This window comes from Streptococcus sp. HMSC070B10, from assembly GCF_001808665.1.
Lineage (GTDB): Bacteria > Bacillota > Bacilli > Lactobacillales > Streptococcaceae > Streptococcus.
On sequence record NZ_KV794148.1, the window covers coordinates 80,324 to 103,583 of the forward strand.

Annotated in this window: 27 protein-coding genes; 1 reads left to right on the forward strand and 26 read right to left on the reverse strand. The window is 42.5% G+C overall.

The genetic code is table 11. The features are described from left to right. Window positions 1-179: 179 nt before the first annotated feature. The 7 genes from HMPREF2613_RS01170 to budA all read right to left on the reverse strand — a co-directional run bounded on the left by HMPREF2613_RS01170 (window position 180) and on the right by budA (window position 6,631). Window positions 180-1,250, reverse strand: coding sequence for an ABC transporter substrate-binding protein (locus HMPREF2613_RS01170; protein WP_020901515.1), 1,071 nt, complete (start codon window positions 1,248-1,250; stop codon window positions 180-182). Next, the gene (locus HMPREF2613_RS01175) at window positions 1,247-2,020 is read right to left on the reverse strand and encodes an ABC transporter permease (protein WP_000712740.1); all 774 of its coding nucleotides are present in this window, start codon (window positions 2,018-2,020) and stop codon (window positions 1,247-1,249) included. Before HMPREF2613_RS01175 ends, HMPREF2613_RS01170 begins: the two co-directional genes overlap by 4 nt. After that, complete coding sequence (locus HMPREF2613_RS01180) at window positions 2,017-2,823, reverse strand: ABC transporter permease (protein ID WP_000753806.1); 807 nt, start codon at window positions 2,821-2,823, stop codon at window positions 2,017-2,019. The genes HMPREF2613_RS01175 and HMPREF2613_RS01180 overlap by 4 nt, the downstream gene beginning before the upstream one ends. Beyond that, on the reverse strand, window positions 2,804-3,961 hold the full coding sequence (locus HMPREF2613_RS01185) for an ABC transporter ATP-binding protein (protein WP_020903185.1): 1,158 nt from the start codon (window positions 3,959-3,961) through the stop codon (window positions 2,804-2,806). Before HMPREF2613_RS01185 ends, HMPREF2613_RS01180 begins: the two co-directional genes overlap by 20 nt. A gap of 159 nt (window positions 3,962-4,120) precedes the next feature. Next, the gene (gene murB, locus HMPREF2613_RS01190; RefSeq protein ID WP_020903184.1) at window positions 4,121-5,026 is read right to left on the reverse strand and encodes a UDP-N-acetylmuramate dehydrogenase; all 906 of its coding nucleotides are present in this window, start codon (window positions 5,024-5,026) and stop codon (window positions 4,121-4,123) included. Between the two features lie 111 nt (window positions 5,027-5,137). Further along, window positions 5,138-5,890, reverse strand: a complete 753-nt coding sequence (locus HMPREF2613_RS01195) for a YhfC family intramembrane metalloprotease (protein WP_020903183.1) — start codon at window positions 5,888-5,890, stop codon at window positions 5,138-5,140. Window positions 5,891-5,899: 9 nt separating this feature from the next. Beyond that, window positions 5,900-6,631: an acetolactate decarboxylase gene (gene budA / locus HMPREF2613_RS01200; RefSeq protein WP_020903182.1), complete on the reverse strand. Its 732-nt coding sequence runs from the start codon at window positions 6,629-6,631 to the stop codon at window positions 5,900-5,902. Between the two features lie 295 nt (window positions 6,632-6,926). On the opposite strand from budA, the gene HMPREF2613_RS01205 reads away from it, so the two are divergent. Beyond that, window positions 6,927-8,198: an aminotransferase-like domain-containing protein gene (locus tag HMPREF2613_RS01205; protein ID WP_070478399.1), complete on the forward strand. Its 1,272-nt coding sequence runs from the start codon at window positions 6,927-6,929 to the stop codon at window positions 8,196-8,198. Window positions 8,199-8,218: 20 nt separating this feature from the next. Here the strand turns inward: HMPREF2613_RS01205 and HMPREF2613_RS01210 are convergent, their stop codons facing one another. The 19 genes from HMPREF2613_RS01210 to hprK all read right to left on the reverse strand — a co-directional run bounded on the left by HMPREF2613_RS01210 (window position 8,219) and on the right by hprK (window position 23,143). After that, window positions 8,219-9,034 (reverse strand): ABC transporter substrate-binding protein, encoded by an 816-nt coding sequence (locus HMPREF2613_RS01210; protein WP_000837373.1) that lies wholly within the window; start codon window positions 9,032-9,034, stop codon window positions 8,219-8,221. A 157-nt stretch (window positions 9,035-9,191) separates the two neighbouring features. Then, on the reverse strand, window positions 9,192-9,845 hold the full coding sequence (gene phoU, locus HMPREF2613_RS01215; protein WP_000946460.1) for a phosphate signaling complex protein PhoU: 654 nt from the start codon (window positions 9,843-9,845) through the stop codon (window positions 9,192-9,194). Between the two features lie 11 nt (window positions 9,846-9,856). Further along, window positions 9,857-10,615, reverse strand: coding sequence for a phosphate ABC transporter ATP-binding protein PstB (gene pstB, locus HMPREF2613_RS01220; RefSeq protein ID WP_020901520.1), 759 nt, complete (start codon window positions 10,613-10,615; stop codon window positions 9,857-9,859). Between the two features lie 12 nt (window positions 10,616-10,627). Continuing rightward, window positions 10,628-11,431 carry a phosphate ABC transporter ATP-binding protein PstB gene (gene pstB / locus HMPREF2613_RS01225; protein ID WP_064276499.1) on the reverse strand — a complete coding sequence of 268 codons (804 nt, stop codon included), beginning with the start codon at window positions 11,429-11,431 and terminating at the stop codon, window positions 10,628-10,630. 10 nt (window positions 11,432-11,441) lie between these two features. Further along, window positions 11,442-12,326 (reverse strand): phosphate ABC transporter permease PstA, encoded by an 885-nt coding sequence (gene pstA / locus HMPREF2613_RS01230; protein ID WP_070478401.1) that lies wholly within the window; start codon window positions 12,324-12,326, stop codon window positions 11,442-11,444. Beyond that, window positions 12,316-13,233, reverse strand: coding sequence for a phosphate ABC transporter permease subunit PstC (gene pstC, locus HMPREF2613_RS01235; RefSeq protein WP_001070903.1), 918 nt, complete (start codon window positions 13,231-13,233; stop codon window positions 12,316-12,318). Before pstC ends, pstA begins: the two co-directional genes overlap by 11 nt. Next, on the reverse strand, window positions 13,233-14,111 hold the full coding sequence (locus tag HMPREF2613_RS01240) for a phosphate ABC transporter substrate-binding protein PstS family protein (RefSeq protein WP_070478403.1): 879 nt from the start codon (window positions 14,109-14,111) through the stop codon (window positions 13,233-13,235). Before HMPREF2613_RS01240 ends, pstC begins: the two co-directional genes overlap by 1 nt. A gap of 220 nt (window positions 14,112-14,331) precedes the next feature. Next, complete coding sequence (locus tag HMPREF2613_RS01245) at window positions 14,332-15,636, reverse strand: RsmF rRNA methyltransferase first C-terminal domain-containing protein (protein ID WP_070478405.1); 1,305 nt, start codon at window positions 15,634-15,636, stop codon at window positions 14,332-14,334. Then, complete coding sequence (locus HMPREF2613_RS01250; RefSeq protein WP_070478407.1) at window positions 15,637-16,410, reverse strand: inositol monophosphatase family protein; 774 nt, start codon at window positions 16,408-16,410, stop codon at window positions 15,637-15,639. Continuing rightward, entirely contained in the window at window positions 16,400-16,678 is a 279-nt protein-coding gene (locus tag HMPREF2613_RS01255; RefSeq protein ID WP_001041977.1) for a UPF0223 family protein, read from the reverse strand. The genes HMPREF2613_RS01250 and HMPREF2613_RS01255 overlap by 11 nt, the downstream gene beginning before the upstream one ends. Then, window positions 16,678-17,079: a Spx/MgsR family RNA polymerase-binding regulatory protein gene (locus HMPREF2613_RS01260; RefSeq protein ID WP_000631254.1), complete on the reverse strand. Its 402-nt coding sequence runs from the start codon at window positions 17,077-17,079 to the stop codon at window positions 16,678-16,680. Before HMPREF2613_RS01260 ends, HMPREF2613_RS01255 begins: the two co-directional genes overlap by 1 nt. 211 nt (window positions 17,080-17,290) lie before the next feature. Beyond that, window positions 17,291-17,908, reverse strand: coding sequence for a TIGR01906 family membrane protein (locus HMPREF2613_RS01265; protein WP_033684906.1), 618 nt, complete (start codon window positions 17,906-17,908; stop codon window positions 17,291-17,293). Next, window positions 17,898-18,671, reverse strand: a complete 774-nt coding sequence (locus HMPREF2613_RS01270) for a TIGR01457 family HAD-type hydrolase (protein WP_000875447.1) — start codon at window positions 18,669-18,671, stop codon at window positions 17,898-17,900. The genes HMPREF2613_RS01265 and HMPREF2613_RS01270 overlap by 11 nt, the downstream gene beginning before the upstream one ends. Window positions 18,672-18,681: 10 nt before the next feature. Then, on the reverse strand, window positions 18,682-19,419 hold the full coding sequence (locus tag HMPREF2613_RS01275; protein ID WP_070478453.1) for an acyl-[acyl-carrier-protein] thioesterase: 738 nt from the start codon (window positions 19,417-19,419) through the stop codon (window positions 18,682-18,684). A gap of 4 nt (window positions 19,420-19,423) precedes the next feature. Next, window positions 19,424-20,554: a radical SAM family heme chaperone HemW gene (gene hemW, locus HMPREF2613_RS01280; protein WP_070478410.1), complete on the reverse strand. Its 1,131-nt coding sequence runs from the start codon at window positions 20,552-20,554 to the stop codon at window positions 19,424-19,426. An 83-nt stretch (window positions 20,555-20,637) separates the two neighbouring features. Then, window positions 20,638-21,027, reverse strand: a complete 390-nt coding sequence (locus tag HMPREF2613_RS01285; protein WP_070478412.1) for a YtxH domain-containing protein — start codon at window positions 21,025-21,027, stop codon at window positions 20,638-20,640. A 15-nt stretch (window positions 21,028-21,042) separates the two neighbouring features. Next, window positions 21,043-21,426 carry a DUF948 domain-containing protein gene (locus HMPREF2613_RS01290; RefSeq protein WP_070478414.1) on the reverse strand — a complete coding sequence of 128 codons (384 nt, stop codon included), beginning with the start codon at window positions 21,424-21,426 and terminating at the stop codon, window positions 21,043-21,045. Beyond that, window positions 21,427-22,215, reverse strand: a complete 789-nt coding sequence (lgt, locus tag HMPREF2613_RS01295; protein WP_070478416.1) for a prolipoprotein diacylglyceryl transferase — start codon at window positions 22,213-22,215, stop codon at window positions 21,427-21,429. Continuing rightward, entirely contained in the window at window positions 22,208-23,143 is a 936-nt protein-coding gene (gene hprK / locus HMPREF2613_RS01300) for an HPr(Ser) kinase/phosphatase (protein ID WP_000115157.1), read from the reverse strand. Before hprK ends, lgt begins: the two co-directional genes overlap by 8 nt. Between the last annotated feature and the right edge of the window lie 117 nt (window positions 23,144-23,260).

Genomic DNA, 23,260 nt, shown 5'->3' on the forward strand with positions numbered 1-23,260 from the left:
TATATATATATATATATGCATTTGCGTAGTCTGGCTCATTTTGAACTCCTTTAGAATTAAATTTTCAGAGATGCTATAAACAATTCTAATAACTCTCAGCCTAAAACTATTATACCATGATTTCTATTTTTTCAAAAAAACGAACCAGCTTGACTGATTCGTTTCATGACTGCTAACTCCTACTTCCGATACATTTTAAACTGTAGGAAGAGGTCGCTATATTTTCCTGTCCATTTATGGTCAAATTTCTCATAAACTTCTAGGTGTTTCATGGTTTCAGCATCTGGATAGAAGGCCTTGTCTTCTTTTTTCTCCTCTGGGAGTAATTCCTTAGCTGGTAGGTTTGGTGTTGAATAGCCGACATACTCTGCATTTTTGAGGGCATTTTCAGGTTTCAACATAAAGTTGATAAAAGCATAGGCTGCATCTTGGTTTTTGACTGTTTTGGGAATGACCATATTGTCAAACCAAAGGTTGCTAGCTTCGGTCGGAACCACATAGCGTAGATTTTCATTTTTTTCTAGCATTTGGCTGGCTTCGCCAGAGAAGGTCACTCCGATAGCAGCATTGTTCTGAATCATATAGCCCTTCATCTCGTCGGCAACGATGGCCTTGATATTTGGAGTCAATTTGTAGAGCTTATCAACTGTCTCTTCTAACTGCTGGGTATCCTTGGAGTTGAGGCTGTAGCCCAGCGAGTTAAGCCCCAGTCCCAGCACCTCACGCGCCCCATCAAAAAGCATGATAGAGTTCTTATACTCTGGTTTCCAAAGGTCGTCCCAATGCTCAGGCGCTTCATCTACCATAGTTTCATTGTAGACAATTCCCAAGGTTCCCCAGAAATAAGGGATAGAGAATTTATTGCCCGGATCAAAAGACTGGTTGAGGAACTCTGGTCCGATATTTTCAAGACCTTCAAGTTTTGAATAATCAAGTGGTACCAAGAGGTCTTCGTCCTTCATCTTGTTGATCATGTATTCACTAGGGATGGCAATATCGTAGGTCGTTCCACCCTGCTTGATCTTGGTATACATGGCTTCGTTGGAATCAAAGGTCTCATACTGGACTTGGATGCCTGTTTCTTCTGTGAATTGCTCCAATAGTTCTGGATCGATATAGTCACCCCAGTTGTAGATGACCAGTTTTTGACTATCTCGGCTATTGATTTTACTATCTAAATGAGTCGCAATTCCCCACAAGACTAGGATAATCGCAGCAATTCCTGCTAAAAATGAATAGAGTTTTTTCATGCTTGCTCCTCCTTCTCACGTGAGATAAAGTAATAGCCAACAACTAGGATAATACTAAAGAGAAAGACAAGGGCAGACAGGGCATTGATTTCTAGCGAAATCCCCTTGCGAGCACGAGAGTAAATCTCGACTGATAGGGTTGAAAAGCCATTTCCCGTTACAAAGAAGGTCACAGCAAAGTCATCTAGCGAATAGGTGAAGGCCATGAAATAACCTGCAATGATAGACGGAGTCAGATAAGGAAGCATAATTTCCTTGAACATCTGAAATTGACTGGCACCAAGGTCATAGGCCGCATGAATCATATCGCCGTTCATTTCCTTGAGACGAGGTAAGACCATCAAGACCACGATAGGAATGGAGAAGGCCACGTGACTAGATAGAACGGTCAAAAAGCCAAGTGAAAACTTGAGTTGGGTAAAGAGAATCAAGAAGCTGGCACCAATCATAACGTCAGGCGCAACCATGAGGATATTATTGAGTGATAGAAAGGCTTCTTGGTATTTCTTACGAGACTGGTAGATGTAAATGGCACCGAAAGTCCCGATAATAGTCGCTATCAAGGCTGACAGAAAGGCCAAGAAAAAGGTCTGGGTCACAATCAACATAAGACGACCATCACCAAACATGGTTTTAAAATGGCTCAGGCTAAAGCCTGTAAAGCTATTCATATCGTTGCCTGCGTTAAAGGCATAGCCAATCAAGTAAAAAATCGGCAGGTAGAGGACAAGAAAGACCAGTCCCAGATAAAGGTTGGCAAATTTTTTCATCGTTCTCTCCTTTCCTTGGTCACCCACATGGTGATGAACATGGTCAGAATGAGAATCACACCGATGGTTGAACCCATACCGTAGTTGTCATTGGTTAGGAAATTTTGCTCAATGGCTGTCCCCAAGGTGATAACGCGGTTCCCACCAATCAAACGGGTCAGCATGAAGAGACTCAAACTTGGGATAAAGACTGATTGAACGCCACTTCTCACTCCATTCATCGATAGAGGGAAGATGACATGGCGGAAGGTCTCCCACTTGGTCGCACCTAGGTCATAACTGGCATTGATAAGATTGTTATCCATATCATCCAAGACATTGAAAATCGGCAAAATCATAAATGGAAGCTCGATGTAGCTTGCGACAAAGATAAAGGAGAAATCGGTAAAGAGCAACTGCTGCGAACCGATTCCGATAAATTCCAAGAATTGGTTAATAGAGCCATTCTGACCAAAAATCCCAATAAAGGCATAGGCCTTGAGGAGCAGATTGATCCAGGTTGGCAAGATAATCAGCATGAGCCAGAGTTGACGGTGCTTGAGACGGGTCAAAAAGAGGGCTGTCGGATAGCTGATAAGCAGGGTTACAAAGGTCACAATTCCTGCATAGAGCACAGAGTTGAAGCTCATTTTGAGATAGGTCAAGTTTTGTGACGCAAAGTAAGATTTATAGTTTTCTAAACTAAACTGGCCTTCAATGTTGAAAAAAGATTGTCCGAAAATCAAGACCAAGGGTGCGAGAACAAAGAGGACAATCCAGAGCATGTAGGGCACTACAAAGAGTTTAGAGCTTGTTTTCTTCATCTCTTTCCTCCTCGATTGCATTGATCAGACCTGCTTCTTGCTCTTCGATTTCCACGTATTCTTCGATACGAGCATCGAACTCTTCTTCTGTTTCATTGAGGCGCATGATGTGGATGTCTTCTGGTTCAAAGTCCAGACCGATTTCCTCACCCACGATGGCCTTACGAGTCGAGTGGATCATCCATTCATTTCCAAGTTCGTCATAGGCGATAATTTCATAGTGAACCCCACGGAAGAGCTGGGTATCGACCTTAACTTGGAGCTTGCCTTCTTCAGGAAGGGTAATGCGCAAGTCTTCTGGACGAATCACGACTTCGACTGGCTCATTTGGCTTCATCCCCCCATCGACCGCTTCAAAGCGTTTGCCGTTAAACTCAACCAAGTAGTCCTCAATCATGGTACCTGGCAAGATATTTGACTCACCGATAAAGGTCGCAACAAAGTGGTTAATCGGCTCATCGTAGATATCTACTGGTGTTCCAGACTGGACAATCTCGCCATCATTCATAACGAAAATCCAGTCACTCATGGCAAGTGCTTCTTCCTGATCGTGAGTGACAAAGACAAAGGTAATGCCCAATCGTTGTTGCAGTTCACGCAGTTCATACTGCATGTCTGTTCTCAATTTCAAGTCCAGCGCTGATAAAGGCTCGTCTAGCAAGACCACACGGGGTTGGTTGATGATGGCACGGGCAATAGCCACACGCTGACGTTGTCCTCCAGAGAGTTTACGAATGGAACGTTTTTCGTAACCTTCCAACTGAACCATCTTGAGAACTTCAGTAACACGTTGCTCGATTTCTTTCTTGTCAATCTTGCGCAAGCGGAGCGGAAAAGCAACATTTTCAAACACATTCATATGTGGAAACAAGGCATAGGATTGGAAAACCGTATGGACGTCACGCTTGTTGGTTGGGATGTCATTGATACGGACACCATCCAGCAAAATATCTCCTGTCGTCGCATCCAGTAAACCTGCAATGATGTTAAGGATAGTTGATTTCCCTGAACCAGACGCGCCTAGAAGAGTATAGAACTTCCCTTCTTCCAACTCAAAGTTGATATCTTTGAGAACCTTGGTGTTGCTGTCTTCAAAAACTTTAGAGACGTTTTTGAATTCAATAATTGGTTTTTTCAATTGTCATTTATTCCTTCTTTTTCATATATTAACAGATCAGGGCTCTGTCAGGCCACTACTACCTCGTGTAGGAGATTGAACTGCCTACATTCTTCTGCACTGACGATAGGCTTTCACCCCCTTTCCATGACATAGCAGCAGCTTTTTAACTAAAACTTCCTACTTGCTTTCACCTAAAATACGGACTTCCCTCTCAAGGGTGACACCTGAGTGTTCCTTGACTTTTTCAATCACAGACTCAATCAAGTCCTCGTAGTCTTTAGCCGTTCCGTCAGCAACATTAATCATAAAACCTGCGTGTTTTTCTGAGACTTCTACTCCACCAATACGATAGCCTTTCAAGCCAGCTTCTGAAATTAATTGACCTGCAAAATGCCCTACTGGACGCTTAAAGACCGAACCACAAGATGGATATTCTAAAGGTTGCTTGAGTTCACGTAGATGCGTCAAGCGATCCATTTCTTGCTTGATAACCTGATGGTTTCCTGGAGCAAGGGAAAATTTAGCTGACAAGACAACTGCACCAGACTCCTGAATGGCTGAATGGCGATACCCGAAAGCCAAGTCCTGGGCAGACAGGGTCTCGATTTCTCCATCCTTGGTCAAGACCTTACAAGACTGTAAGATATGGGAAATCTCGCCACCATAGGCACCCGCATTCATAAAGACAGCACCACCGACACTTCCAGGAATACCACAAGCAAACTCAAAGCCAGTCAAACTATGACGAAGGGCAATGCGAGTTGTTTCAATCAGGTTAGCACCAGCTTCAGCTTCAATGGTATAGCCATCAACGGAAACATTATTGAGCTTGTCACACAAGATGACAAATCCACGAATCCCACCATCACGAACGATGATGTTGCTGGCATTTCCAAGAACCATCCAAGGAATATTTTCTTGATTGGCAAATTTAACAACGCGCGCCAACTCAAAACGATTTCGTGGAAAGACCAGATAATCAGCCTCTCCACCTACTTTTGTATAACTATAGCTATGCAAGGGTTCCTTGAAACGGATATCAATCCCTTCTAAAATTTCAAGTATTTTTTCTTTTACTGACATGACACTCTTCCTTTTACAAAATTCATTCCATTATACCATTTTTAAGACCATTTGACGACCCTAAAAAAATCTTGGGCTTATTTTAAACAAAAAAAGAGGTTTCCCCTCTTTTTATGATTTTTTGCAAAAGATAGCCTTTGTTCCATAGGCAACCAGAACAAGCTCAAGTGCTAGGACAACTTCAACCAAGACTGGATTGGTCAACCAGCCAACTTGGGCAAGAGATGGTGCCAGATCAAAGAAGGCATGTAGTCCATAGGCCGCTAGGAGATAAATCCATTTCTTCTGGCGAACAGCTTGGTAAACCCAAACAGTCAAGAGTAATTGGAAACCTAGGGCCAAGATTCGCTCAAAACCAAGCAAATAAATCTGCCAGACTGATAGCGACTGAATAGTTTTCAACATATTTTCAGACAGCAATTGCATGACCTGTGGATTCTGAGTTTGAACTGCTGAGAGAACGATGTAGAGATTAATCAAACTAGTAAGACCTAGGAAAATCAACTCCAAACCACCATGCCCCAATCCATAAGCCAAGGCATCTGCCTTTTCCAAACTTCTCTTTTTCTCCAACCATTTGAAGAAAACAAGACGAGCTGTTTCCTCAAAAAATGCTGCCATAGCTAGGCCATAGATGATATAGACAAGCGGATGGTCTTGCATGAGGGCAATACTACCGTCTTTTTGAGGATGTAAAACCAAGATATGCACCAGTTTTTCCAAAATCTGTGAAGAGACAAAGAAAGCAACAGCCCCCAAGCCCAAGACAGCTAGATTAATCTGGTACTTCTTTTTTGCATACCAAATGCTTCCTATCAAGAAAGCTAGTAACAGCAACATGGTAATAATGATATGAATGGTCATTTTCTTCTCCTATTCCGCCTTTTCAATATCTTTTTTCATCTCGTCAACATTGAACTTAGCAAACAAGTATTGACGGTCTTGGACTGGAAAACGTTGATCCAACTGGTCAACAGCTCCCACTTCGATAATCCCTTCCTTGATGACAAAGTCCATGACATGACCACCGAAGGTCAAATCATCTGAAATGAAGTGCAGATGGTAGCCTGCCACACTGACCCCATGGAAAATCTCTGGAGTCCAGAAACCAACGATGGTTCCCGCCACATTTTCACGACTATATTCAGGTTGATGGGTTGCGACATCAGCAAACTTGGTATCTGGTGTCGACTTAGGAATCATGCGCACATGCATATGCGAAAATTCCCCCCGAATCTTGATAGAGCGGAAAAGATTTTCCCCGTCATAATAAGACTCAATTCGTTCTTCCAATTCCTTGTCCGTCATCTCAAAGCGTTGGCGGAAAATGACCTCTGCCTGATGCGGTACTACTGCTGCATAAGGAATAAGGGCATCTGGTGATACTTCCACAATTTCTGGCTGATCTCCTGAGCCTTTGGCTTGATAAGCCTTGCCATCCAAGACAATCAATTCCCCATCAATGGAATCCAAGGTTCCCAAACCAAGATCACCATGCTCTAGCAATTCTCCCACTGTCATGGTACCACCATAAAGGCCGGCCATCAAGGCTCCAAGGGTATTGTATTGAAATAATTTCACTGGTTCCTGCACGTTCTTATCCATTCTCTTTCTTGTCTGTTATACTCAATGAAAATCAAAGAGCAAACTAGGAAGCTAGCCGCAGGTTGCTCAAAGCACTGCTTTGAGGTTGTGGATGAAACTGACAAAGTCAGTTACATATATCTACGACAAGGCGAAGCTGACGTGGTTTGAATTTGATTTTCGAAGAGTATTATTCTATAAATGTTACTCCTAAGTATACCACATTTGCCCCTAGATGTGAACGAGAGAAACACCCTAGACATTGCCAAGAAGGAAAAAAAAAGGTACAATGTAACAAAATCAAGGGAGGTTTGGAATGAAGAAACAAAGCAAGTACCAAGAGGTCGTTTCCTTTCTAAAAAATGGTATCGAGTCTGGACGATTTTCGACGGGAAGCCGCCTGCCTTCTATCCGTCAACTGAGCCTTGACTTCCACTGTAGCAAGGATACCATTCAACGAGCCCTGCTGGAATTACGGCACGAACAATACCTCTATGCCAAGCCCCAGAGTGGTTACTATGTCCTAGAACAAGGGCAACACCAGGATCTAGAAATCGAAGTCACTGACGAACATGCCAGTGCCTATGACGATTTCCGACTCTGTATCAATGAAACCTTGATTGGTCGGGAAAACTACCTCTTCAACTACTATGACAACCAAGAAGGATTAGAAGACTTAAGACAATCCATTCATAAACTCCTCTTTGACCAAGCTCTCTACTGCAAGGCAGACCAGTTGATATTGACTTCTGGAACCCAGCAAGCCTTGTTTATCCTTTCTCAAATTTCCTTTCCTAGCCAAGCCAAGGAAATCTTGGTGGAACAGCCGACCTACCATCGGATGAATCGCCTCTTGATTGCTCAAGGTCTGGACTATCAAACGATTGAACGAGGCATTGATGGGATTGACTTGGAGGAGCTGGAAGGCCACTTCAAAACAGGAAAAATTAAATTTTTCTATACCATTCCTCGTTTTCACTATCCTCTGGGGCATTCCTATTCAGAGCAGGACAAACGGGCTATTCTTGACTTAGCTGCCAAGTATGGAGTCTATATCGTAGAGGACGACTATCTGGGGGATTTGGACTCTAAAAAAGGCCAGACCTTCCACTATCTAGATACAGAGGAGCGCGTCATTTATATCAAGTCCTTCTCAACCAGCCTCTTTCCAGCCCTGCGGATAACAGCACTCATCCTTCCAAATACTATCAAGGAAGCATTTGTGGTCTACAAAAATATCCTAGACTACGATAGCAACCTCATTATGCAAAAGGCCCTGTCACTCTATATTGACAGTCAATTATTTGAGAAAAATCGGCTAGCTCGCTTATCCAATCAGGAAGCTTACCAAAAACAAATCGAGGAAAGACTAGCTAACACTCCTTGTCCCCTTCCTCATTTTCCCCTACACGATGGTTTATTACTAGACCTGAGACAGTATTCTAAAATCGCTAGTCTCAAACACAGCCAACTGGGCTTGGATTTCTTTGAAGAGGCTTACTTGGATGCCTGCCCTTATCAATTTGCCAAGGTGTCCTTAGACAATCTGGAAAAGGTTTTAAACTATTTAAAAGCAGAATTGGAATGACTTCCAACTCTGCTTTTTTCTTATTGTTCAACTTCTGTTAAGGTTGCCGCTTTTTCAAGATATTTTTGGTAGGTGCCGTCATCCTTGAGTTTTTGGATAACCTTGTCCACCACTTCTTTCAAATCAGCACTATTTTTTCTAAGGGCAACGGCATTGGCTTCGCCGTCCTTCATCTTCAAGCTGACAGTTGCGACAGCTAAGTCGGCATTTTTAGCAGCATAGCTAAGAGCAACAGGCTCATCCATGTGAACAGCATCTACTTTTCCAGCCTGTAATTCATTAACAGCTTCACCCATATTGGTTAGGGAAGTTAACTGCGCTTTTGGCAATTGTTCCTTGACCATTGATTCTGGAACAGTCCCTTTTTGGGCTGCAATATTAGCACTTTCAAGGCTAGTTAAATCCTTGTATTTTTCTACATCAGCCTTACGAACCAAGAAACTAATCTTGTTTTCATAGTAAGGAATTGAAAAATCAAAGACTTCTTTTCTCTCGTCAGTAGCGCTAATTCCCGCAACTGCTAGGTCAGCCTTACCAGTTTGAAGACTGGTCAAGACATTGTCAAAACTCATGCTTGAAATTTCCAACTTCACCCCAAGTTCATCAGCGATAGCTTGGGCCATATCAATATCCGCACCGACTACCTGATTTTTTCCGTCAACTAAAGACTGAAATTCAAAAGGTGCATAGTCAGGACTGGTCGCCACAACTAATTTCCCCTTTTGCTTAATGGCCTCAACAGCTGACTGAGAACCATTAGAACCCGACTGGCAAGCTACTAAGAAGAAACTTGCAAGAAAACTACATAAAACAAATATCCATTTTTTTGATTTCATAAATAAACAACCTCTCTGTTAATTTTGTATAATTATAACGCTATCCAAGATACTTGTCAAGTGTTTTTTGAATTTTTATCTTAAAAATATTTTTTTCATTCAATAAAAGGAGCTATTAATTGATTTCAAGCTCCTTTTTATACAGAATGAATCTATTTTATAGTTCGACAATCTTACCTGTTTCAAAGTAAACAACCCATTCACAGATATTCTTAGCATAGTCTCCAATACGTTCCAAGAAGGCAATCACTTGGAAGTAATCACGACCTGTAACAATGGCATCAGGATTTTTCTTGATTTCTTCTGTAGCCAAGTCACGAATGCTATCAAAATAATGATTGATTTTTTCGTCCATAGCTGCTACTTCATAGGCCTGATCAACTGAACCATTCAGGTAGAGTTCAAGGGCTGCTTCGACGAAGTTCTTGACATCGCGACCCATTCTCTTGATTTCTTCTTCAACAGCTGGAATGCGTTGCTCCCCTTTCATACGAATTGCCGCTCTTGCAATGGAAACGGCATGGTCACCCATACGTTCCAAGTCAGATACAGCCTTCAAGACTGTCAAAACAGTACGCAAGTCTTGAGAAACCGGTTGTTGTAGGGCAATCATTTCAAATGATTTCTTCTCCAATTTCACTTCGTATTCGTTCACTTCTGCATCGTCTTCGATGACTTCTTTGGCCAAATCACGGTCATGCGTAACAAAGGCACGCACTGTCCTATTGATTTGGGATAGCACTTCTTGTCCCATAGCATAGAACTGGTTGTGCAATTTCTCTAAATCTTCTTCAAATTGAGAACGTAACATCATTTATCTCCTTATCCAAATTTTCCTGAAATATAATCTTCTGTTTCCTTGTGTTGTGGGTTGAGGAACATCTTCTTGGTATCGTTAAACTCGATCAGATCTCCATCTAGGAAAAATCCTGTCTTGTCAGAGATACGAGAGGCTTGTTGCATGGAACGCGTAACCAAGAGCATGGTGTATTTATCTTTTAGACCATACAAGGTTTCCTCAATCTTACCAGCCGAGATAGGGTCCAAGGCTGAAGTCGGTTCATCCAAGAGAATGATTTTAGGACTGGTTGCCAAGACACGGGCAACACAGACACGTTGCTGTTGTCCGCCTGAAAGCCCGATAGCTGAATCATGCAGGCGATCCTTGACCTCATCCCAGATAGAGGCTCGTTGCAAGGCTTTTTCTACCGCTTCATCCAGAACCTGCTTATCCTTAACTCCATTGATACGAAGCCCGTAAACAACATTTTCGTAGATAGACATAGGGAAAGGGTTTGGTTGTTGGAAAACCATACCGATTTCCTTCCGCAATTCAACTGTATCTGTACGCGGACTGTAGATGTTGTGACCGTTGTAAACCACCGAACCAGTTGTGGTTACCTCTGGATTGAGATCCCCCATACGGTTGATAGCCTTGAGAAGAGTTGACTTCCCTGATCCAGATGGACCAATCAAGGCTGTAATTTCCTTAGGTTGGAAAGATAGGGAAACACTATTCAAAGCCTTTTTTTGATTGTAGTAAACGGACAGCTCTGACACCTGTAAAATCGCTTCTGTCATACTGTTTCCTTTCTATCCAAAGTGTCCTGTTACGTAGTCATTGGTTGACTGTAGTTTGGCATTTTGGAAAATATTAGAGGTCTTATCGTACTCGATCAAGTCACCCAAGTAGAAAAATCCTGTGTAGTCACTAGCACGCGCAGCCTGCTGCATACTGTGGGTCACGATGATGATGGTAAAGTCCTTCTTCAATTCCAACATGGTTTCTTCCAGCTGGGCTGTCGCAATCGGATCCAAGGCTGATGCCGGTTCATCCATCAAAAGGATATCTGGTTTAACAGAGATAGCACGAGCGATACAGAGACGTTGCTGCTGACCACCTGATAGGGTCAAGGCCGACTTGTGCAAATCGTCTTTGACCTGGTCCCAAAGAGCAGCCTGGCGAAGAGAGGTTTCTACAATTTCATCCAAGACTTGTTTGTTCTTAACTCCTGCACGTTCATGGGCAAAAGTGATGTTGCGGTAGATAGACTTGGCAAAGGGATTTGGGCGTTGGAAGACCATTCCAATGTGCTTACGCATCTCATAAACATTAATTTCTGGACGGTTAACATCAATCCCTTGGTAGAGGATTTGACCTGTTACCTTGGCAATATCAATGGTATCATTCATACGGTTGAGACTGCGGAGGTAGGTTGATTTCCCTGAACCAGAAGGGCCAATTAAGGCAGTAATTTTATTTTTTTCAAATTGCATATCGATGCCCTTGATGGATTCATTTTTACCGTAGTAAACATGTAAATCCTTAGTAGAGAGGGCCACTTTCTCTTCAGGAAAGGTGATGATATGCTTTTCATCCCAATTATATTTTGACATGGCTTCTCCTTTAGGCAGCGGTTAATTTCTTATGTAGGTAACTTCCGAGTTTACGAGCTCCAAAGTTAAAGATGAGAATAAAGATGAGTAGCACGGCCGCAGAACCTGCTGATACGATGGTTCCATCTGGAATGGTTCCTTCACTATTGACTTTCCAGATGTGGACAGCCAAGGTTTCTGCTTGACGGAAGATAGAGATTGGGCTAGTTACACTGAGAATATTCCAGTTAGACCAGTCAAGGGCTGGAGCGGATTGTCCTGCTGTATAGATAAGAGCCGCAGCCTCACCAAAGATACGACCAGAAGCTAAGACGACCCCAGTCACAATACCTGGAAGAGCTTCTGGAATGACCACATGGACAACTGTCTCCCAACGAGAAATCCCAAGGGCCAGACCAGCCTCACGTTGCGTATGGTGAACGTGTTTCAAGCTGTCTTCAACATTACGAGTCATCTGAGGTAAGTTAAAGACTGTCAAGGCCAAGGCACCTGAAATGATTGAAAATCCATACTCAAACTGAACTACAAAGATCAAGTAACCAAAGAGACCTACAACCACAGATGGGAGTGAAGACAAGATTTCAATACAGGTTCTGACAAAATTGGTCACAGGACCTTTTTTAGCATATTCAGCTAGGAAAATCCCAGCTCCCATAGACAAGGGCACAGAAATCATCAAGGTAATAACCAGAAGGAAGAAGGAATTATAGAGCTGAATTCCAATCCCTCCGCCTGCTTGGTAAGAAGATGATTTGCCAGTCAAGAAAGACCAAGAGATGTGGGGCAAACCACGAACCAAGATATAAAGAATCAAGGATGCCAAGATGGCAACAATAATTCCTGCAATCGAGTAGAGGACAGCTGTTGCAATTTTATCTAATTTCTTAGCGTGCATAGTTTTTCTTTCCTCTTTCTTTCGTAATCAATTTAATCACACTGTTGAAGGCCAAACTCATCAAGAGCAAGACTAAGGCCAGTGACCAGAGTACGTTATTGTCAACGGTTCCCATAACAGTATTTCCGATACCCATAGTCAAAACAGAAGTCAAGGTCGCAGCAGGTGTTGTCAATGAAGTTGGGACAACGGCTGAGTTTCCGACCACCATCTGAATAGCCAAGGCCTCACCAAAGGCACGCGCCATCCCAAAGACCACTGCTGTAAAAATCCCTGAACGCGCCGCCTTCAAGGTCACACGCCAAATGGTTTGCCAACGAGTGGCCCCCATAGCCAAACTAGCTTCGCGGTAGTGACGAGGCACCGCACGCAAACTATCGGTTGTCATAAAGGTTACCGTCGGTAAAATCATGACAAAGAGAACGAAAATCCCTGACAAGATTCCAAAACCAGTTCCACCAAATACACTGCGGACAAAGGGAACTACAACCTGCAAACCGATAAATCCATATACGACTGAAGGAATCCCGACCAGCAATTCAATGGCTGGTTGCAAGATTCTAGCACCTTTTGGTGAGACCTCCGTCATAAAGACTGCCGCACCAATGGCAAAAGGAGTTGCGATAAGGGCTGATAGGATTGTGACAATAAAGGAACCCAAAATCATAGGAAGGGCACCAAATTGTTTACCTGAAGGATTCCAAGTTTGGCCAAAGAGGAAATCAAAGATATTAACCCCATTTACAAAGAAGGTCGACAAACCTTTTTGGGCTACGAAAATCAAAATCATGGCCACAATGATGACAATCAAAGACAGACAGGCAAAGGTCAAGCCTTTTCCTAATTTCTCTAGACGAGAGTTCTTTGAGGGAGAAAGTAATTTTTTAGCTAATTCTTCTTGATTCATTATTGCCCCCCTTCTAGTGCTGTCACCGTTCCTACAGCATCTTTTTCAACCTTCATTTCCTTAACAGAAATATAGCCCATTCCCTTAACGATTCCGCTTTGCGCTTCATCGGAGAGGACAAAGTTGAGAAACTCTGCCACCAATTCATTTGGTTGACCTAGGGTGTACATGTGTTCATAAGACCACAAAGGCCAGTTATTACTTGTAACATTTTCTGCAATCGGCTCATAGCCATTCAACTTCATACGTTTAACTGAGTCATCCACATAGGCAAAGGCTAGGTAAGAAATGGCTCCTGGTGTCTGGGAAACAATGTTTTTGACCATCCCATTTGAATCCTGTTCTTGACTCTGCACGGCAGATTGACCATCCATGATAACACTATCAAAAGTTGCACGTGAACCAGAACTTGCCGCGCGGTTGATAATGGAAATGGCTAGGTCTTTCCCACCGACTTCTTTCCAGTTGGTCACTTGACCTGTGAAGATGCTACGGAGTTGTTCAGTTGTCAGATTTTCAACGTCAACTTCCTTATTTACAATGACTGCCAAGCCCGCTACAGCTACCTTATGGTCCACTAGAGCGGATGCGTTGATACCGTCTTTTTCCTCGGCAAATACGTCTGAATTTCCTACATCAACAGCTCCAGACTGAACCTGAGACAGACCTGTACCAGATCCTCCACCTTGGACGTTGACTGTTTTTCCAACGTGCAGAGAGCCAAATTCATCTGCTGCTGCTTCAACCAAGGGCTGAAGAGCCGTTGAACCAACAGCTGTCATGGATTCTCCACGATCAATCCAGCTAGCACATCCCACCAAAGAACCTGCCAGCAAAAGAGCTGCAAGGGATAGAGCGAGTTTTTTCCTTTTTTTCACTGTTTTTCTCCTTGAAAATAATGGTGAATGCTGTGAATTTTTTCAACTATTTATTTATGTTTTTCTTTTGAAAATTAGGAGCCAACTGAAGTTCTTTGCTTGGTTTTACTAGAAATTTGCTCAGTTATCTTCTCCACCAATTTTGACTTAAAATGAAAGACAATTTGAAAAAAATCCATACTTCCACTATAACATAGACAAGCTACTTTGACTAGCATTTTCACTTGAATCTGAGGCCTTTTGGAAAATAATTTTTCAAAACATTTCCAGTCACCTTTGCAAAGCCCAACCCATTGCCTTGAACCAAAACCTGATACCAACCATTTGGCAGACTTTCCGCCAGCTGAACGGTTTCTCCAGCCGCATACTTTACAAACGCTTCTTGGTCAATTTCAACCGACTGCTTGACCTGACTCGGTTTCAAGGCTAAGCCAAGAGCGAAACTGGGCTCAAAGCGTTTCTTCTTAAAGGTACCCAGATGCAGACCATTGCGAGCAATCTTGAGCTTCCCTAGATCTGGCAAGAGTTCTGGCAATAAATAAAGCTGATCTCCAAAAGTCTGCAAGATACCCGGTAAATTAACCTTCAAGTGATTTTGGACAAATTCCTGCCACAAGTCAACTTGCTCACGGCTGAGATTGCTCTTACTTGCCTTAAATTTAGGGGCTGGATTTTCACCCTTAAACTGTAGATGGGCTACAAACTGGCCCTCTCCCTTAAAATGATGAGGGTACATCCGAGCTGTTTCTGGCAGGTCAATCCCAGCTACCATTCCATTGATATGTTCAACTGGCAACAAGTCAAAATCATACTCTTCCAGTAGCCAATTGACTATTTCTTCATTTTCCTCAGGTGCCCAGGTACAAGTCGAATAAACCAGACGACCACCTTCAGCTAACATGGTCACCGCATCTGCCAGAATTTCTCTTTGTAAGCTAGCACATTGGATCGGATAATCGAGACTCCAATAATCCATAGCGTCTGGTTGCTTACGGAACATTCCTTCACCAGAGCAAGGGGCATCAAGGACAATGAGGTCAAAATAACCTTCAAAGACCTTGGCCAAGCGGTCAGCAGATTCATTGGTCACTACGACATTTGTCGCTCCAAAGCGCTCCATGTTTTCAACCAAAATCTTAGCTCTTTTGCTTGAGATTTCGTTGGAAACAAGGAGACCCTCTCCTGCTAGATAGGCTGCCAGTTGAGTTGATTTACCACCAGGCGCAGCAGCCAGATCCAAGACCTTCATTCCAGGACTGGGTTGGGCTACCTGAGCTACCATTTGAGCAGCGGGTTCTTGCGAATAAACTAAACCAGTAGCATGCTCAGGCGATTTTCCTGAAACCTTCCCATAATGTCCCCAAGGGGTTTGAGGAATAGGATCAGAAAATGAAGCTTGAGCTTCTTTTAAAGGATTGACCCGAAAAGCCGAAACCGCTTCCTCCTCAAAAGAGGCAAGAAAATCTCTTGCCTCATCTCCTAGTATCCCTTCATATTTTTCAACAAATCCTTCTGGAAATTGCATTTAAGTTCTTTTCCTTTCGTAAATATAGGACTGAATTTCCTCCTGCATCTCAAGAGGCACCATCATGACTGGCTGTCTGGTTTGAAAATCAAGAGCTTCACCAGAAAGGGTCACCACCCGATAGCCCAGACTTTCCCCTAAAATACTAGCCGCAGCATAATCCCATGGTTGCAGATAGGTGACATAGGTCAATAAATGCCCTGACAATATCTTGGCAAAACTAATGGCCGCACTGCCATAGACACGAACACCAAGAACCGCTCGACCCAAATCAGCCAGACCCCATTCATTGGTTTCCAGCATACCACTATTCCCTGCAATAAGGAAATCTCCAAGTGGTTTTGCTTTAAAGGGAGCTAGGGGCCTATCATTTAGACAAACTGGAAATTCCCCACCACCGTGGTAACAATCCCCTTTGACCACATCATAAATCAGACCAAACTGTCCCTGACCATTTTCAAAATAAGCCATCATGACAGCAAAATCTTCCTGCTGGGCCACAAAATTATTGGTCCCATCGATGGGATCAATGACCCAAACCTTACCCTCTTTAACCGAGGCTCGCAGACACCCTTCTTCAGCACAAATCTTATCCTCAGGATAACGAGACAAAATCTCACTAACCAAGAGTTCCTGAACTTCCTTGTCCAGTCTGGTCACCAAATCTGTTGGAGAGGACTTGGTTTCAACACACAAGTCTTCCTGCATATGGTCAAGAATGTACTGACCCGCCTTATTGACAAGCTCTTTAGCAAATTCAAATTTACTTTCCAAGAGAAATCTTCCCTTCCCCTTTTTCCTTGGCAGTCTGAACTGCTCGATAAAGCGAATAGCCACTAACTGTTTCAAATTCTCGTCCCAAACGTTTTTCTTCGCTCTTGCTTGGCACGACCGCTTTGAATCCCTTATAGGAGTCCAGTAACTTTTTAGCCTCTACCTTGCCTTCATAGGCAGCTTCAACATCATTAAAAAAAGAAAGCACTGAAGCAAGTTCTTCAGTGCTCCACGACAAATCTAGTGGGTAACTATACTGTTTGTTCATTAACTAATACCAGCTCTCATTCTTGCTTCTTTTAGTTCTTGCTTACGGTAACTACGAGGGAGAAAAGCACGAATCTCATCTTCATTAAAACCAATTTGCATGCGTTTGGCATCAATAATAATGGGACGACGCAAAAGACTAGGGTACTGCTCAATCAAATGAAGCAATTCTGATACCGAAATACTTTCTACATCAATATCTAATTTTTGAAAAATTTTTGAACGAGTTGAAATGATGTCATCAGTACCATTTTCGGTCAAGGAAAGAATGTGTTGCAATTCTTTTCTCGTTAAAGGACTGGTCATAATATTGTGCTCCTCAAAGGGCACCTTATGTTTTTCTAACCAGGCCTTCGCCTTACGACATGAAGTACAGCTCGGTGATAGAAATAGTGTAATCATGCTTTTCTCTTCTTATCTATACTTTGCTACTTCTATTATACAAAAAAATAAAGCGCTTGACTAGAGATTTTTAGAAAAAAAGCCTATTTTTTCAAGAAAAATAGACTGTTTGCGAACGATTGAGGTAAGGTAGATTTAGTTAATTCACTCTTGACAATAGTTTCGAATCATATACCTAACTTATTTACTCAAAATAAGAACATCTTTAGTATTATTTCCTACGACTTTTCAGGTATAGAAAACCAAAGAAGCTTTCATAGAGGGCAAAAAAGAGGAGGAAGGCGTGAAGGAAGAAGGTCTCTGGTAAAATTAAAATAACTGGATCCTTGGCTGGGTCAAAAAGCCAGGTATCATCTCCCACAAAGAGAATTTGATGGAAAAGAGTAAAGAATTGGTCAAAACCAATCAACACTCCCCCAAGCCCAATCAGCAAAGGCAAGACCACTAGAGTCAGAAGTCCCTTACTAAATAAAGATAAAAATCCCTTTTTAACAATCTTATTGACAAAGAAATAGAAGCTTGGTAGTGTCACAAGGGCAACTAATTGAACTAGGTGAAAGAGGTCCTTGACCACCGCAAAGTGGTGCAGACCAGCTGCTGACGAACGAAAATCTGGCATCTCTAAGACCTGACTAAAAGGATTGGTCAGGTAATTCATCAAGATATGAAAGTTGTACTGAATAGTTTCTGGTTTTAAATAGACCCTATCCGTTAAGTTCAACCACTGAATATCCAGCGGATAAAAAATCCAAGCCAAATAAATGGTCAAAAGGATTGAGAGGGAGAGGAGAAAAAGCATAGAGCTCCAAAAGGTCAGTTTAGTTTTCATCAAAGTTCCACTCCGCAAGACTAGAAACCACATGAGTCGGTGCGATTGGTAGGTCTGCTACTTCTTCTGCCTTGGTAAAACCTGTCGTCACCAAGAGCGTTGGAATGCCATTATCAATCCCAGCTCGAATATCAGTCAAATAGTTATCTCCAACCATAATCAACTCTTCACGTTCCAAACCTAAGTGCTCAACCGCCTTGTCCATAATGATAGCATTTGGTTTTCCAATATAAACAGGCTTCACTCGTGTTGCTACTTCAAGTAGCGTAATCAGTGAACCAGCACCTGGCAAAAGCCCTCGTTCTGTCGGGATGTTGAGGTCAGGGTTGGTTCCGATAAAGTGGGCACCCTTTTGAATAGCTAGAGTTGCTGTCGCAAATTTTTCATAGTCGACTTGCCAGTCCAGCCCTACTACCACATAGGCAGGATTTTCCTTGTCTTCCACATATCCAGCCGCCTTGATGGCTTCCTTGAGCCCTGATTCTCCGATGACATATACTGTCTTTTCAAGCCCCAAGTCGTTCATATAGTCGATAGTCGCCAAAGTCGCTGTGTAGACAGTCGATAGAGGCGTATCAATATTAAAATTCTGAGCCAACATCTCCTGAACACTCTCTGGAGTGCGGGTTGTATTGTTAGTCACAAAGAGATAGGGGATGTCTCGCTTTTGCAATTCGTGGACAAAAGCCTCTCCTGCTGGAATTCTGTCTTTCCCCTTATAAATGGTTCCGTCTAAATCAATTAAATAGCCTTTATATTTCATCTATTTCTTCCTAATCCTTCTTCATTTCTTGCCAAGTGATGATAGCTTGGGCATTGGTAGCACCGTCGCTTGTAATCTCATGTTTGCTTTCCAGTCCAGACCGTTCAACAGCCGATGTAATCACCCCACCTGGTCGAACTTCCTTTACATACTTGAGGTTGATTTTCTTGGGAATATACTGGGTCAAAAAATCTGCTCCCATCACTTCAAAAATCCAGTCCAAGTATTTACTGTTATTGACATGACCATTCATATCCAAATCGTAAAAACGAACATGGTAATCCTTGCTAATTGGCTCGTTCAAGGACTCATACTTTGGTCCACGGATGATCTTTTTATCAAAATCAGACTGGTAAGGAGCCACAATCTCAGGTTCGACAGCATGGACTTTTCGACTATCTCGATCCATGAGAACAAAGGTCGCCATCATGTGGATGAGTTCCCATCCCTCTTCATCATAAATAGTAAAGCGACGGTAGCAAAAAAGTCGATTGTAGCTCAAAGCTTCCGTTTCGATGGTAATTTCTTCCGCAAAGCGAGGCAAACGAACCACCTCAATATCGTATTCTGTGATAATCCAGACCAGATTATAGTCTTCCAAAATGGCCTTATCACTAACTCCTAACTCAATCGACTGCATCCCTGAAACTTGCAGGGATAGCAAAATCACATCTGGAAGCTTGATATGACCGTTCATATCAGCCATATCAAAAGGAATTTTCATTTTCATTTGATAAGTTAAGCCCATCATCCTACTCCAAAATAAATCGTTCTGCTACAGTGTCTCCTAAAAAGAGACCTCTCTTTGTCATGCGCACGCGGTCACCCTCTATTTGCATGAGACCTTGTTGAACCAAGTCCTTGACAATTTCTCCATAAAGTCCATCAAAAGATCTTCCAAATTTTTCCTCAAATCGCGCCATGGAGACTCCTGATTTCTTGCGAAGCCCCAGGAACATTTCTTCTTCCATTTGCTCCTTTTGACTCAGGTGCTCTTCTGTGATGCGCGCATTGCCTTCCTCAACCGCATTTAGATAATGACGAATGGGACCATGATTCTTATAGCGCACCCCATTGACATAACCAGATGCCCCAGCACCGATGCCATAGTATTCAGCATTGTCCCAGTACATGAGGTTGTGGCGACTTTCAAAACCAGGCTTTGAGAAATTGGAAATCTCATAATGCTCAAAACCAGCTCGCTCCAGCTCTGCAATGATGTACTCAAACATCTCAGCTTCCAGTTCCTCCTTAGGCAGAGGCAATTTCCCTCGTCGCATACGGTTCATAAAGACCGTATGATTTTCCAAAATCAAGCTATACAAACTCATATGGGGAATATCCAGCCCAATGGCCTTAGCCACATTTTCCTTGACCTGCTCCATGGTCTGACCTGGCAGTGCATAAATCAAGTCTATAGAGATATTGTCAAAACCAGCCAGTTTCAGGCGGTCGATATTTTCATAAATATCCTTCTCCAAATGACTGCGCCCAATCTTTTTCAGCATCTTATCATCAAAGGTCTGCACACCTAGCGAAACACGATTGACAGCCGAGTTTTTCAAAACAGCTATCTTATCTGCATCCAAGTCGCCTGGATTGGCTTCAATGGTCAACTCTTCTAAGACAGACAAGTCCAAGTTTTTAGTCAAGCCCTTCAATAACACCTCCAGTTGAGAAGCTGACAGGGCTGTTGGTGTCCCACCACCGATATAGAGGGTTCGCAACTTTTGAATATCATAAGATTGAAACTCTTCTAACAGATGTTCCAAATAACTATCTACCGGCTGATTCTTGATAAAAACTTTTGAAAAGTCACAATAATAACAAATCTGGGTACAAAACGGGATGTGCACATAGGCTGACGTTGGTTTCTTCTGCATAGTAATTATTATACCACAAAGACTGGCTAGGAGAAAAAAATCACCATCCCCAGATACATAGTCCGTCCAGAGATGGTGATGGTTTATTCTTCTGTTATGTCAATAACGATCTCTTCTGATTCATTAAGAGTTTCGGCCTTTTCTTGCCATTGCTCCTTGAGATTATTGAATCGTTCTTTTGATGCTTCGGTCGCTTGACGAGCACATGATTTGGCTTGAGCAAGGACACTGTCCACAGTGATTTCACCTGACTCAACCTGTTCTTTGGTTTTAAGAACAAAATCTGTAGCCTGCTCCTTGACTTCTGTCAGTTTTCCACAGACCTGCTCCTTGGCATACTCAGGATCTTCTCTCAAATCATCTAGAAAATCTTGAGCCTGACTGCAAACTTGTTTGCCCTTGTCGCTTGTTAAAAACAAGGCGAGAGCTGCACCTGAAACGGTTCCTAAAAGGATTGAGGATAGTTTACCCATAAGAATTCTCCTTTTTTATTTTTTGAAAAATTTACTTGCTACACGAAGAGCTGACAAACTTGCACCAGTCTTGAGTGTCTTTGAACCAGCTGATGAAGCTTTCTTACTCAATACACGCGCATGGTCATTAAGATCTGAAACAGATAGAGATAAATCTGCAACTGCACTAAAGAGTGGATCAATCGTTGCCATCTTGACGTTAATATCATCTGCCAAGACATTGACCTTGGCCAGCAATTCATTGGTATGATGCAAGGTCACATCCACATCTGAAGTTAAGGTTTTAATCGTCTTCTCTGTTTCATCTATAACACGTCCAAGCTTTTGTACAGTAATGATTAGATAGACTAAAAAGACAATCAAAGCAAGGGCTACAAGAATATATGCAACTTCTAACATTTAATTTTCCTCCTCTGTAATATAGTAAGGGGCCTTCTTTCGATTTTGATATAGAATGATAAAAATACCCAGTCCGATAAGAACAACTGAAAGCCATTGAGACACTCGAAGGCCAAAGAACATGAGACTATCTGTCCGCATGCCTTCAATGACCATACGACCGAAACCATACCAAATCAAGTAAAAGGCAGTGATATGACCTCGTCTGAGACTCTTCCATTTTCTTCTGAATATCAAAATTAAAGTAAATCCAAGTAGATTCCATAGAGACTCATAAAGGAAGGTCGGTTGACGGTAGCTCCCCTCAATATACATCTGGTCACGGATAAAGCCAGGTAGATAATCCAGATTATCCACTGCTGCACCATAAGCTTCTTGGTTAAAGAAATTGCCCCAGCGACCCAAACTTTGGGCTATCATGACGCTAGGCGCCGCAATATCTAGAAAATCCCAAGTGTTAATGAGTTTACGATCAGCAAAGATGTAGAGCACAAGGGCACCAGTTATCAAACCACCGTAAATGGCCAAACCACCATTCCAAATGGCAAAAATTTCTCCCAAGTTCTGACTATAGTAATCAAAACGGAAAATAACATAGTAGAGACGAGCTCCTAAAATAGCCAAGGGAAAGGCTATCAAGATGAAATCTAAAATATCGTCTGGTATGATCTTCTTTCTAGGTGCTTCTTTCATGGTCAAATAAACCGCAAGAATCAAGCCTGTCACTATACACAAGGCATACCATCGAATAGCTATAGGGCCTAGATGAATAGCAATTGGATCAAGCATTAGGCACCTCGTTTTGAGCAATGAGATTGGTCAAGCGTTCTTCGAACAAACGCGTCGCATCAAAGCCCATTTCCTTGGCACGATAATTCATGGCAGCAGCCTCAATCACGACAGAGATATTACGACCTGTTTTAACTGGAATACGAATACGAGGAATAGATACGCCAGAAATTTCAAGTTCCTCTGCATTATTTCCTAGACGATCAAAGGTCTTATGCGTATCATAGTTTTCCAAGTAAACAGCCAGCTGGACTTGTGAAGAATCCTTGACCGCACTCGCACCGTAGAGGCTCATGACATCGATAATCCCAACTCCACGAATTTCAATCAGGTGTCTCAAGATTTCAGCTGGTTCACCCCAAAGAGTAATCTCATCCTTGGCAAAGATATCAACACGGTCATCAGCTACCAAGCGGTGACCACGTTTGACAAGCTCCAGACCTGTCTCACTCTTACCGATGCCACTATCACCTTGAATCAAGACACCCATTCCATAGATATCCATCAAGACACCGTGCACACTGGTCCGTTCTGCCAAACGAGAATCCAGATAACTAGATAACTCTCCAGACAATCGACTGGTCGCCGTACGGCTAGTTAAAATAGCAATCTTACATTCTCTAGCTGCCTTTAGCATCTCCTCAGGAACCACCAAACCACGAGCAACAATGACCGCAGGTGTCTCAGGTAGAAACATTTTTTTCAAGACTTGGTAACGGTTGTGAGAGGACATCGAAACGAGATAGGACCACTCCTTCATTCCCAAGAGCTGGATTCGCTCAGGCGTATAATAGTCAAAATAGCCTGTCATTTCAAGACCAGGTCGCGTAATGTCCGCGGTATTAATTTCCTTTTCAAGTAATTCTGGTTCGCCATAGACAATGTCTAGTCTAAGCTTTTCAATCACTTCTTTTACTAAAACCGACATCATTTCCTCCTTCAATCGAGTTCTTTTTACTATTATATCAAATTGTCCTTAGAAGTTTCAGATTTTTGCAGGCTTTGAAGTATTTATTTATACTCAATGAAAATCAAAGAGCAAACT

Coding starts and splice junctions, on each gene's coding strand:
- HMPREF2613_RS01170 (WP_020901515.1), bottom strand. CDS start 1,250: ATGAAAAAACTCTATTCATTTTTAGCAGGAATTGCTGCGATTATCCTA.
- HMPREF2613_RS01175 (WP_000712740.1), bottom strand. CDS start 2,020: ATGAAAAAATTTGCCAACCTTTATCTGGGACTGGTCTTTCTTGTCCTC.
- HMPREF2613_RS01180 (WP_000753806.1), bottom strand. CDS start 2,823: ATGAAGAAAACAAGCTCTAAACTCTTTGTAGTGCCCTACATGCTCTGG.
- murB (WP_020903184.1), bottom strand. CDS start 5,026: ATGTCAGTAAAAGAAAAAATACTTGAAATTTTAGAAGGGATTGATATC.
- HMPREF2613_RS01195 (WP_020903183.1), bottom strand. CDS start 5,890: ATGACCATTCATATCATTATTACCATGTTGCTGTTACTAGCTTTCTTG.
- budA (WP_020903182.1), bottom strand. CDS start 6,631: ATGGATAAGAACGTGCAGGAACCAGTGAAATTATTTCAATACAATACC.
- HMPREF2613_RS01205 (WP_070478399.1), top strand. CDS start 6,927: ATGAAGAAACAAAGCAAGTACCAAGAGGTCGTTTCCTTTCTAAAAAAT.
- HMPREF2613_RS01210 (WP_000837373.1), bottom strand. CDS start 9,034: ATGAAATCAAAAAAATGGATATTTGTTTTATGTAGTTTTCTTGCAAGT.
- phoU (WP_000946460.1), bottom strand. CDS start 9,845: ATGTTACGTTCTCAATTTGAAGAAGATTTAGAGAAATTGCACAACCAG.
- pstB (WP_020901520.1), bottom strand. CDS start 10,615: ATGACAGAAGCGATTTTACAGGTGTCAGAGCTGTCCGTTTACTACAAT.
- pstB (WP_064276499.1), bottom strand. CDS start 11,431: ATGTCAAAATATAATTGGGATGAAAAGCATATCATCACCTTTCCTGAA.
- pstA (WP_070478401.1), bottom strand. CDS start 12,326: ATGCACGCTAAGAAATTAGATAAAATTGCAACAGCTGTCCTCTACTCG.
- pstC (WP_001070903.1), bottom strand. CDS start 13,233: ATGAATCAAGAAGAATTAGCTAAAAAATTACTTTCTCCCTCAAAGAAC.
- HMPREF2613_RS01245 (WP_070478405.1), bottom strand. CDS start 15,636: ATGCAATTTCCAGAAGGATTTGTTGAAAAATATGAAGGGATACTAGGA.
- HMPREF2613_RS01255 (WP_001041977.1), bottom strand. CDS start 16,678: ATGAACAAACAGTATAGTTACCCACTAGATTTGTCGTGGAGCACTGAA.
- HMPREF2613_RS01260 (WP_000631254.1), bottom strand. CDS start 17,079: ATGATTACACTATTTCTATCACCGAGCTGTACTTCATGTCGTAAGGCG.
- HMPREF2613_RS01265 (WP_033684906.1), bottom strand. CDS start 17,908: ATGAAAACTAAACTGACCTTTTGGAGCTCTATGCTTTTTCTCCTCTCC.
- HMPREF2613_RS01270 (WP_000875447.1), bottom strand. CDS start 18,671: ATGAAATATAAAGGCTATTTAATTGATTTAGACGGAACCATTTATAAG.
- HMPREF2613_RS01275 (WP_070478453.1), bottom strand. CDS start 19,419: ATGGGCTTAACTTATCAAATGAAAATGAAAATTCCTTTTGATATGGCT.
- hemW (WP_070478410.1), bottom strand. CDS start 20,554: ATGCAGAAGAAACCAACGTCAGCCTATGTGCACATCCCGTTTTGTACC.
- HMPREF2613_RS01285 (WP_070478412.1), bottom strand. CDS start 21,027: ATGGGTAAACTATCCTCAATCCTTTTAGGAACCGTTTCAGGTGCAGCT.
- HMPREF2613_RS01290 (WP_070478414.1), bottom strand. CDS start 21,426: ATGTTAGAAGTTGCATATATTCTTGTAGCCCTTGCTTTGATTGTCTTT.
- lgt (WP_070478416.1), bottom strand. CDS start 22,215: ATGCTTGATCCAATTGCTATTCATCTAGGCCCTATAGCTATTCGATGG.
- hprK (WP_000115157.1), bottom strand. CDS start 23,143: ATGTCGGTTTTAGTAAAAGAAGTGATTGAAAAGCTTAGACTAGACATT.